The organism is Pararhizobium sp. P1_E7 (genome assembly GCF_056405855.1).
In genome coordinates this window covers 13477-24724 of sequence record NZ_JBFUBH010000025.1, presented here as the reverse complement: position 1 = coordinate 24724, position 11248 = coordinate 13477, and the positions used below count along the sequence as shown (strand labels likewise).

General features: G+C 62.8%; 5 protein-coding genes. All 5 read left to right on the top strand.

Translation table 11 applies throughout. From position 1 onward, the window contains the following. The first annotated feature begins 61 nt into the window (after window positions 1-61). The 5 genes from AC1D17_RS19615 (at window position 62) to pbpC (ending at window position 11227) form a co-directional block, all read left to right on the top strand. Window positions 62-454, top strand: a complete 393-nt coding sequence (locus AC1D17_RS19615) for a BRA0787 family protein (protein ID WP_477567007.1) — start codon at window positions 62-64, stop codon at window positions 452-454. Between the two features lie 240 nt (window positions 455-694). Beyond that, window positions 695-2092: an FAD/NAD(P)-binding protein gene (locus AC1D17_RS19610; protein ID WP_477567006.1), complete on the top strand. Its 1398-nt coding sequence runs from the start codon at window positions 695-697 to the stop codon at window positions 2090-2092. A 252-nt stretch (window positions 2093-2344) separates the two neighbouring features. After that, entirely contained in the window at window positions 2345-3514 is a 1170-nt protein-coding gene (ssuD, locus tag AC1D17_RS19605; protein ID WP_477567005.1) for an FMNH2-dependent alkanesulfonate monooxygenase, read from the top strand. 178 nt (window positions 3515-3692) lie between these two features. Beyond that, on the top strand, window positions 3693-9143 hold the full coding sequence (locus AC1D17_RS19600) for an alpha-2-macroglobulin family protein (protein ID WP_477567004.1): 5451 nt from the start codon (window positions 3693-3695) through the stop codon (window positions 9141-9143). After that, window positions 9143-11227, top strand: coding sequence for a penicillin-binding protein 1C (gene pbpC, locus AC1D17_RS19595; protein ID WP_477567003.1), 2085 nt, complete (start codon window positions 9143-9145; stop codon window positions 11225-11227). Before AC1D17_RS19600 ends, pbpC begins: the two co-directional genes overlap by 1 nt. The last annotated feature ends 21 nt before the right edge of the window (window positions 11228-11248 follow it).

Below are 11248 nucleotides of genomic sequence, written 5' to 3'. Positions count from 1 at the left end.
TTCTGCGTCTGGTCGATTTCTGTCGGCACCAACCACCGTTCGCAACGATGAGGATGTGCAGATGAACAACCTTTTACCCGAACTGCATGAGGGTCATGCCCCGATCACGCTGCATCAGCTGTTTCGCGATGCGCTGGAAGCCTATGACGATTGGGGTGACGAAACGGACGTTCCCGTGGTTTACCACCTGGGCATGCCTGTGCCGATCGGGCGGGTATTCGACCACATGCGAAACTGCACCGATATCCTGCCGAACAACATGGTCAGCGCCATCACCGAAAGGTTGACCAAGCCGTGGAGCAGCGATAGCCCGCTGGACGAGATGACATTTTCGACCGCCGCCCGGGTCATGTGCGTCATGGTTCGCAAGAGACAGCTGCAACGCAGCGGCAGCGACATCGGCGCTTTCATCCGCCGGTTTGAGAAACTGCGTGCCGGCCGCGCCGATCCATGAGGTTTCGCGCGGACCAAAACCGCTTCCGGTGCGGCCCCAGGCGGGGCGCTTCAAGCGGTGACCAACTAAGTAACGGAAACCTATCAGGATTTAACAGGGCGTGAAAACGGCTTGATAGGACGGGCTGTCCGTGTTTAAAATGATTAAATACATAGAGTATGCCGTATATTTATGAACTGGCGTTTGAGTAGGGGTGCCAAGGTTCAACCATCCAGCCGCATGATGCGGGGAGGAAATGATATGACGGTTCACGGTCTTTCGTCGCCCTTCAGTCTTCGCAGCGATCAGCCTTTGCAGATCGCCATCATCGGCCAGGGTTTTTCCGGCCTGATGATGGCGATTGCTCTGTTGAAGTCGGTCAAGCAGCCATTTCGGCTGCGCATGTTCGATCCCCGACCGATCATCAGCGGCGGCCAGGCGCTGGCGACGGCACGATCCACCGAAATCCTCAACAGCCGTGCCCGCGATCTCTCCGTTTCAACAGGAGAACCCAAGGATTTCACCCGCTGGCTGCAGGCGAATGCGCCGTTTCGCGAGGCCGTTTCGGCTGCAATCCCGGGCTTCGGCCAGATCTTCGTGCCGAAGGCGACTTTCAGCGATTATGTCTATCAACGCTTCTCTGAGGCGCTGGCGCAGCGGACGGATGTCGCCGTGCAGATGTCCAACGAGGGCATCACCCATATCCGCCGCAACGATAACGGCCTGTTCACCCTCCGTCTGGCCGATGGCAGCGAGGCCGTCTACAACACGGTTGTTCTTGCCACCGGATACGGTTTGAAAGCACCGCTGGAGACGGGCGGACAGGCTATGGACGCTGATTTGCCTGAGCGCCCTAAGACGCGCCGGCATGTGGTCGTCATGGGCAATGGACTGCGCGCCGTCGACCAGGTTCTGCAGTTGCGCGACGGCGGCTTTACAGGCCACATCACCATCCTGTCGCGTCGAGGTTTCCTGCCGCAGCCGCATACCCGCATGCCCGCGGATGCGGTCTTTCCAACACAGCCCATGCCCTCACAACTGCGCAACATCGTCCGTTTCGTGCGCGAAGCCTGCGCGGAGGCGGAAGAAAACGGCTGGAGCTGGCAGGCCGCGATGAACGGCCTGCGCAAGCGCGCCCGCACCCTTTGGGCATCGCTGCCGCCGAGCGAGAAACGGCAGTTCAACCGGCATCTGCGCGCAATCTATGACAGCCATCGCAACCGGCTTCCGGCCGACGTGCATGCAAGGCTGGAACGCGAATTCGCCAGCGGTCTGACCGAACTGAAGCGCGGAACCACCCTGAAACGCACGCCGGATGGCCTTTTGGTCCGATGGGCGGGGCAGGCGGCCGCAAGCCATTTCGCCGCCGACGAGGTGATCGACTGCCGCTGCCTGTCGCCGGACCTCAAGGACCCCGTCGTCACCGACCTTCTTGACGCAGGGCTGGCTGCAACAGACGAGCTGGATCTGGGGCTCGCCGTCAATCCTGCCGGGGAACTGATCACGCCGAAGGGCCGGCCGGCTGGCCTTTTCGCCATCGGCCCCCTCGGGCTCGGCTCGCTCCCCGATATCGATCTCGTTCCGGAGATCGTTACGCAGACCTATGCCGCCGCGACGCTGATCGGGGCACGGTCGCTGCCGCAGTTGCAGGCGAGCTAAAACCCTTGCAATTGCTCCACCAGACCAGCCGGTGTCACGCTGCGGCGTTCGCCGGCGTCAGCCTCTCCTTTCCCGTCGCTGAACGGCGCTGGCCTCCCGTTGGGCGCAAAGCCTCAAGAAGACCGGAACGGAGAACGGATTTTTCATACACGATAAAATTTATAGATATTATAATTTTGCGATCGGTACCATTTCCGGAAAAACTACGCGACGACCCATTCCGCATCTCGCGCACGCTGGAGACAATCGCACATGAGCACCGTTCCGGAAAAAATCGACGTTCTCTGGTTTCTGCCGACCCATGGCGACAGCCGCTATCTCGGCACATCGATCGGCGGCCGCAATGTCGATCTCAACTACCTGAAACAGGTCGCACAGGCGGCCGACACGCTGGGTTATTTCGGCGTGCTGATCCCGACCGGCCGCAGTTGCGAGGACAGCTGGATCGTTGCCTCGGCGCTCGCCCCCCTGACGGAAAAACTGCGCTACCTCGTCGCCGTGCGCCCAGGCCTTCTCAGCCCGACCCTGGCCGCCCGCATGACCGCAACGCTCGACCGGATCTCCAATGGCCGCCTGCTGATCAATGTCGTCACCGGTGGTGATCCGATCGAGAACAAGGGGGACGGCATCCATTATTCGCATGAGGAACGCTACGAGGTCACCGAAGAGTTCATCAACATCTACAAGGCCGTCCTGCGCGGCGAAGACGTCACCACGAAGACCAAGCATTTCGACGTCGAGGATGCAAAACTTCTGTTCAAGCCGATCCAGGAACCGCATCCGCCGCTCTATTTCGGCGGTTCCTCGGGCGTCGGCCAACAGGTCGCTGCCCGCACGATCGACAAATACCTGACCTGGGGCGAACCACCCGAGGATGTCGAGAAGAAGGTGGCGGAGGTCCGGGCGCTCGCTGCCGCGCAAGGCCGCGAGGTTACCTTCGGCATCCGCCTTCACGTCATCGTCCGCGAGACGGCCAAGGAGGCATGGACGGCTGCCGACGAACTGATCAAATATGTCGACGACGACACGATCGCAGCGGCCCAGAAGGTTTTCGAGCGGATGGATTCCGTCGGCCAGAGCCGGATGAGCAAACTGCATGGCGGCCGCAAGGACAAGCTGGAGATCAGTCCGAACCTGTGGGCCGGCGTCGGGCTCGTTCGCGGCGGAGCCGGAACGGCCCTGGTCGGCGACCCCGATCAGGTCAAGGCCCGGATCGACGAATACCGCCAGATCGGCATCGATACCTTTATCTTCTCAGGTTACCCGCATCTGGAAGAAGCCTACAAGTTCGGCGAGCTTGTATTGCCCAACCTGCCGCTGAACCACCCGGTCAGGACCCACAAGCCCAGTGCCAACACCGGCCCGTTCGGCGAAACGATCGCCGGCGATCACCGCCCGTCGCTCAAGGTTTCGCAGTCCTGAAAGAGATTATACCAAGTCGGCGTTTTTAATTGCGACGCTGCGATTAAATCGTAACGTTCAACCGTTAACCAGGGCAGTGACCACAGTAAGGTCGCTGCCCGTGTTCGGTTGACAAACTCCAGGTGAGCCTAAAGAGTAAAACCGGTCAAAACGGCAGCGTTGGGGAGGACTTTTGTCTATGCGCGCGTTTATCCGATTTTCAGCGATCATTTTGAGCATTCTTGCATTTTCACCCGCGATCCACGCGGAAGAAACAGGCCGGCATATCGTCACCACGCAGGATGGCGACTATTTCGGCTTCGACCTGCGGACGGCGCAGAATGTCTCCCTTGCCGACTGCGAGAAGGTCTGCGTCGCAGATTCTTCCTGCCGCGCCTTCACCTACAATCCGAAGGTGAAATGGTGCTTCCTCAAATCCGACTATAACAAGCTGAATACGTTCGCCGGCGCGATCGCCGGCAAGATCGTCGATGCGACAGCGGCGGAACCGGACATCGGCGCGCCGCCGGCATTGGCCTTCGTCACCGAACAGCTTCTGACCGATGCCCGGGCAACGAAAGACAATCTCTCGGTGCTGGCAGATCAGGACGTTCTGGGTCTCAATGGCCGCAAGGCTGCCGCCTACCGCGAACTCACAGCCGGCAATGTCGGCCCGGCGCTGCAGGCGTTTCAGGGCGCGCTGTCCATTACTCCCGACGATGGTGCGTTGTGGGCGGAAGCCGCGCGTGCGGCAAACCGCGTCGCCGGCAATACCGATTTTGCCACGCAGGCGTCGCTTGCAGCGCTCAATGCCTATCAATTGTCGCGCACCACTCAGGCGCGGGCAGAGGCGCTTGCCCTCCTGGCGACAGCGCTGAAGAACGTTGAGAATTTTCGGGGTGCTCTCAGCGCCTTCAAGGCCAGCCTTGAACTGGTCGAAGCCAAGTCCGTTCGCGCCGAATATGCCGACCTTCGCACGCGTCAGGGTTTTCGCGTGACCGAACACACCGTCGATTCCGACAGCGCCACGCCACGGGTCTGCGTCCAGTTTTCCGAGCCGCTGGTCAAGGCCGGCGTCGATTATACGCCGTTCGTCCTTTTGGACGGTGCAGCGCCCAAGGCGGTCGAAGCCAAGGGCAGCGAGATCTGCGTCGAGGGCCTGAGCCACGGCCAGCGTTACAAGGTGGCCTTCCGCTCCGGCCTGCCGTCGTCCGTCGATGAACCGCTGGAAGCCAACGTCAATCTCGACGTCTACATTCCGGATCGGGCGGCGATGGTGCGCTTTACCGGCGACAGCTTCGTGCTGCCGGGAACGGCCCGTCGCGGTATCCCGATCGTTTCGGTCAATACCGCCAGCGCCAACCTGAAGCTCTACCGCATCGGTGACCGCAACATCGCCTCGCTGCTCACGGCCTCGCAATTCCTGACGCAACTCGACGGCTACAGCGCCCAGCGCATCCAGGATGAAAACGGCGAAATGGTCTGGCAGGGATCGATCGACATTTCGACCGAACTCAACAAGGAAGTCGTCACCAGCTTTCCCGTCGATGAAGCCCTGCCGCAGCGCAAGCCCGGCGTCTACGTGCTAACAGCAGTGTCGGCGACGGGCGCGTCCAACGAATGGGACAGCCAGGCGACGCAATGGTTTGTCATTTCGGATATCGGCCTGTCCACCTATTCCGGTACCGACGGTCTCTCGGTCTTTGCCCGCTCGCTCGCGTCGGCCAGGCAGTTGGCCGGCATCGAACTGACGCTTCTTGCCAAGAACAATGAAATCCTCGGCACTGCCACCACCGACGCCGACGGCCGCGCGACATTCGACGCCGGCCTGCTGCGCGGCACCGCCGCCATGACGCCAGCGGTCATCACCGCAAAGAGCGGCACGGACGATTTCGTTTTCCTCGACCTGACGCGGGCCGGCTTTGACCTGTCCGATCGCGGCGTCACCGGGCGGGCAGCACCGGGTGCCATCGACGTGCTGACCTGGACCGAACGCGGCATCTACCGCGCCGGCGAGACCGTGCACGTCTCCGCCCTTGCCCGCGACAGCGCCTCGGTGGCGATCGAAAAACTGCCGCTGACCTTCATCTTTATGCGTCCGGACGGCGTCGAGGACCGCCGCGTTGTCAGCGACGGCGGACTGGCTGGCGGCTATGCGCTCGATCTCCCCCTGCAGCCGAATGCCATGCGTGGCACCTGGGCCGTGCAGATATTTACAGACCCCAAGGGCACGGCGATCAGCGAGAAGCAATTCCAGGTCGATGACTTCGTGCCCGACCGGGTCGAGTTCGACATGGCGAGCACCGTCAAGCAGATCGAGATCGATACGCCGGCGCCGATTACCATCGATGGCCGCTTCCTTTATGGCGCACCGGCAGCAGGGCTGGAACTCGAGGGCGAAGTCGGCCTGAAGCCGACCCGCGAAAGCGCCGGCTTCAAGGGCTACTTCTTTGGCCTTGCCGATGAGGAGGCGACAGAAGACAGCCGCACGACGCTCGATGGGCTGGAGCCGCTCGATGAGGACGGCAAGGCGACGTTCGATGTCAACCTGACGGACGTACCATCGACCACGCAGCTGCTCAACGCCAATATCACCGTGCGCGTTCAGGAAGCCGGCGGCCGCGCCGTCGAGCGGTCCCTGACGCTGCCGGTCAAGCCGGCGGGTGCGATGATCGGCATCAAACCGGAATTTTCCGGCGAGCTCGCAGAAAATGCGGTCGGCAAGTTCCACGTCATCGCCATCGACCAGAGTGGCATGAAGCAGGCCAAAACCGGCCTGACCTGGAAGCTGCTGCGCGTCGAGCAGGACTATCAGTGGTACCGCGACGGCACGGCCTGGAAATATGAGCCGGTGACATCGACCAAGCAGGTCTCGACCGGCACGCTTGATGTCACCACGGAAGGCGGCGAAATCGCCCTGTCCGCTGACTGGGGCCGTTACCGCCTCGAAGTCGAAACGGCCGATATCGATGGACCGGCATCCAGCGTCGAATTCGATTCCGGCTGGTATGTCACCGCCAGCTCGACGGAGACGCCGGATGGCCTGGAGGTCGCGCTCGACAAGCAGAACTATGTGATCGGCGACACCGCCAAGCTGCGCGTCTCGCCACGTTTTGCCGGCGAAGTTCTGGTCACGATCGGCTCGGAAAAGCTGATCGCCACGAAAACCGCGACCATTCCTGCCGAAGGCGGTGAGGTCGATATTCCGATCACTGCAGATTTCGGTGCGGGCGCCTATGTCACCGCGACGCTTTATCGTCCGGGCGATGCGCAGGAAAGCCGCATGCCGATGCGTGCCATCGGTATCAAGTGGCTGGCCGTCGRTCCCGCCGAACGCARGCTGTCCRTCAAGCTCGACCTTCCGGAAAAGACGCTGCCCCGGCAGACGCTGAATATTCCGGTCGAAGTGACCGGGGCAGGGGTGGGCGACGAGGCCTATGTCACGGTCGCCGCCGTCGATGTCGGCATCCTCAACCTCACCCGCTACGAAGCACCCGATCCGGACGGCTGGTATTTCGGCCAGCGTCAGCTTGGCCTTGAAATCCGTGACCTCTACGGACGGCTGATCGATGGCTCGCTCGGTGCGACCGGGCGGCTGCGCACCGGCGGTGACGGCGGCCAGATGCCGCTTCAGGGCAATCCGCCGACCGAAAAGCTGGTGGCATTCTTCTCCGGTCCGGTCCAGCTCGATGCAGGCGGCAAGGCGATCATCAGTTTCGATATCCCGCAGTTTAACGGCACCGCCCGTGTCATGGCTGTTGCCTGGTCGAAGGCCGGCGTCGGCCATGCCTCGACCGATGTCATTATCCGCGATCCGGTCGTGGTAACGGCAAGCCTGCCGCAATTCCTGGCGCCGGGCGACAAGACGGAAATGCGTCTCGACATCGCCAATACCGATGGCCCGGCCGGCGACCTGAACCTCAAGGTGACAAGCAGCTCGGCCGTGGTGATCGACGCTGCGCAAGCCGAACAGACCTTCAGCGTCAAGCCCGGCGGTAAATTCGACCTGACGCTGCCGATCTCCGGCGTTCATCCCGGCGACGGCGCGATCTCGATCGAGCTGACCAGCGCCGACGGCCTGTCGCTGCAACAGTCGGTCTCCGTTGCGGTGCGGCCGGCCGCCCTGCCGGTGACGACCCGGCATCCTTTGACCATACAGCCGAATGACAGCCTGACGGTCGATGGCGATCTTTTGGCCGAAAGCATGCTGCAGGGATCGGCAGTCAGCGTCAGCGTCACCCGCTCCGCCGCCTTCGATATCCCGGCGCTGCTGACATCGCTTGACCGCTACCCCTATGGTTGCGCCGAGCAGACAACCAGCCGGGCGCTGCCCTTGCTCTATCTGAGCGAACTTGCCAAGCAATCCGGGCTGCCGGAGGATGGTGACGTCCAGAAGCGGGTGCAGGAGGCGATCTATCGGGTGCTGTCCTACCAATCCTCGACCGGCAGCTTCGGCCTCTGGAGCCCCGGTTCCGGCGACCTCTGGCTCGACGCCTATGTCACGGACTTCCTGACACGGGCCCGCGAACAGAAGTACCAGGTGCCGGACCAGGCCATGGTGCAGGCGCTCGACAACCTGCAGAATGCGATGAGCTACGATATCGACATGAAGAGCCAGGGCAACGAAATCGCCTACTCTCTTTATGTGCTCGCCCGTAACCGCAAGGCGGCGATCAGCGATCTGCGTTATTATGCCGACACCAAGCTCTCGGAATTCCCGACGCCGCTGTCGAAGGGGCACCTGGCCGCCGCTCTTGCCCTTTATGGTGATGCGCAGCGCTCGCAGAGCATTTTCGAAGATGCACTGCAGATGTCGACAACCGCCACCAATGCCAGCCTTGATCGGTCCGATTACGGCTCGGCCTTGCGCGACGATGCTGCCGTGCTGACGCTCGCAGCCGAGGCCCGGCCGGTGCCGACGATCATCCCGCAGCTCGCCAAGATCGTCGCCCGCGAATGGGAACATCAATCCTACACGAGCACGCAGGAACAGATGTGGACACTGCTTGCCGCCCGCGCCATCCAGGGCGGGGACAGCGATATCAACCTCGACATCAACGGCACGCCGCGCAGCGGCGGTTATGCCGCGCGTCTGACCGGCGACGAGATCCTCGATCAACCGGTGACGATCACCAACCGGTCGAGCGCGCCGGTGGCTGCCGTGGTGACGACCGTTGCGGCGCCAGCGTTGCCGCTGCCCGCCGGCGGCAATGGTTTCAGCATCGAGCGGACTTACTACACGCTTGACGGCGAGGAAGCCAATGTCACGGAGGCCAGGCAGAACGAGCGCTATGTCGTTGTCATCAACGCCACGGAAAGCAACAGCTGGCCGTCACGCGTACTGATTACCGACCTTCTGCCGGCCGGTTTCGAGATCGACAATCCGACCCTTGTCGATAGCGCCAAACTGTCGAATTTCGAATGGATCGGCGAAGTCGAGGCGGCCCATACGGAGTTCCGCAGCGATCGCTTCGTCGCCGCCTTCGACCGTTCGGCGGGAGATAACCGCACGATCACCGTCGCCTATGTCGTGCGCGCCGTCACACCGGGCACCTACGATCATCCGGCCGCCAGCGTCGAGGACATGTACCGGCCGCAATTCTCCGCGCGCTCCGCGATGGGGCGCATGGAGGTTCAGGCGGTCGAGTAATGTCTCTCTGGGCGAAAACCTGCGCAGCCTTGCTGGGCTCCGCACTTTTGTGCGTCGCCATCATGTTTGGTCTGGAGGCCGCGGACCGCGCCTTTCCGCCACCGCTGGAACAGGCCCGCACGGTCTCGGCCGAAGTGCTCGATGCGGACGGGCAGTTGTTGCGCGCCTTTGCGACACCGGAGGGCCGCTGGCGGCTGCAGACGACGGCGAAAGACGTCGATCCGCAATTCGTGCGCATGCTGATTGCCTATGAGGACCAGCGGTTCTGGGAGCACAAGGGTGTCGACCCCTGGGCATTGATGCGCGCCGCGTGGCAGTTCGCCACCCACGGACGGATCGTCTCGGGCGCCTCGACGCTCTCGATGCAGGTGGCGCGCCTGATCGAACCGCGCGAGGGGCGTTCGTTTGCGGCAAAAATTCGCCAGCTTGCCCGCGCCGTGCAGATCGAGCGGCGCCTGAGCAAGGCAGAAATCCTTGATCTTTATCTCACCCATGCACCCTACGGCGGCAATCTCGAAGGCATTCGTGCTGCGAGTCTGGCCTATTTCGGCAAGGAACCAAAACGTCTGACCGTTTCGGAGGCCGCATTGCTTGTGGCGCTTCCCCAGCTTCCGGAGAAACGGCGCCCTGACCGGCACCTGAAAGCCGCTGAGACGGCGCGCCAACGGGTGCTGGAGCGCATGGCGGTTTCCGCCGTGATCGGGGAAGGGGAGGCCGAGCGGGCCGCCTTGGTCGCAGTGCCGGCTCGCCGCCTGCAATTGCCGGCCTTTGCCGCCCATGTCGCCGAGGCGGCGCGGCGGAAAGAACCGAAGCTTATTCAGCATCAGACGACATTGCGCCGGACGATCCAGAAAGGTCTGGAAACGGTGGCAAAGGAGGCCGCCGCCCGGCTCGGCCCCAAAGTATCGATCGCCATGGTCATGGCCGATGCACGCACCGGCGAGATCGTGGGAGAGCTCGGTTCCGCCGATTATTTCGATGCCAGCCGCTCTGGCTGGATCGACATGACGCGCATCTCCCGCTCGCCGGGTTCGACGCTCAAGCCATTCATCTACGGCCTCGCCTTCGAGGAAGGACTGGTTTCCCAGGAAACGATCATCGAGGACCGGCCGGCGGATTTCTTCGGCTACCGGCCGCGCAATTTCGACATGACCTATCAGGGTGACGTCAGCATCCGCCAGGCGCTGCAACTGTCCCTCAACGTTCCGGCCGTGCGGCTGTTGGATTCCGTCGGGCCGACACGCCTGATGGTGCGCTTCCGGCGCGCCGAAGTCAGGCCGATCCTGCCGCCCAACGAGGCACCGGGCCTTGCGATCGGGCTGGGCGGACTGGGGATCAATCTGAAAGACCTCGTCCAGCTCTACGCCGCCCTTGCCAATCGCGGCAAACCGGTCCGGCTTGGCGACGGCATCCGCGAACAACCGGGACCGATCGAAAGCGAGCCGCTTCTCGATCCGGTCGCCACATGGCAGATATCCGACATTCTCTCCGGCGTACTGCCGCCGGCAGGCGCCGTCCAGCGCGGCATCGCCTACAAGACCGGAACGAGCTACGGCTACCGCGACGCCTGGTCCGTCGGGTTTGACGGCCGCTACGTTCTCGGCGTCTGGACCGGCCGGCCGGACAATAGCGCCGTACCGGGCCTGACCGGCTATGGAACGGCCGCACCGATCCTGTTCGAGGGCTTTGCCAAATCCGGCGTTGCCGTGACGCCGCTGCCGCGGGCTCCGGCCGGCGCGGTTCGTATTGCCCAATCGCAATTGCCGATCAGCCAGCGCCGCTTTTCGCTGACCTCCACAGGTCTCGTTTCCGCTACGATCCGCGAGGCGGCGCCACAGATCGTCTATCCCCCCGAAGGAGCCCGCGTCGAATTGGGCGTCGATACCGACGGGACCTCCATGCCGCTTGTCCTCAAGCTGCAGGGCGGGCGGGCGCCCTTCCGGTGGCTTGCCAATGGCAAGCCACTGCCGCAGACGTCGCGACGCCGGACCAATCAGTGGATCCCGGATGGTGCGGGCTATTCCACATTGACCGTCATCGACGCAGCCGGTCGGGCAGCAAGCGTGCAGGTTTTTCTCAACTAGCATCATCCCGGCAAATGCGGT

Coding starts and splice junctions, on each gene's coding strand:
- AC1D17_RS19610 (WP_477567006.1), top strand. CDS start 695: ATGACGGTTCACGGTCTTTCGTCGCCCTTCAGTCTTCGCAGCGATCAG.
- ssuD (WP_477567005.1), top strand. CDS start 2,345: ATGAGCACCGTTCCGGAAAAAATCGACGTTCTCTGGTTTCTGCCGACC.
- AC1D17_RS19615 (WP_477567007.1), top strand. CDS start 62: ATGAACAACCTTTTACCCGAACTGCATGAGGGTCATGCCCCGATCACG.
- pbpC (WP_477567003.1), top strand. CDS start 9,143: ATGTCTCTCTGGGCGAAAACCTGCGCAGCCTTGCTGGGCTCCGCACTT.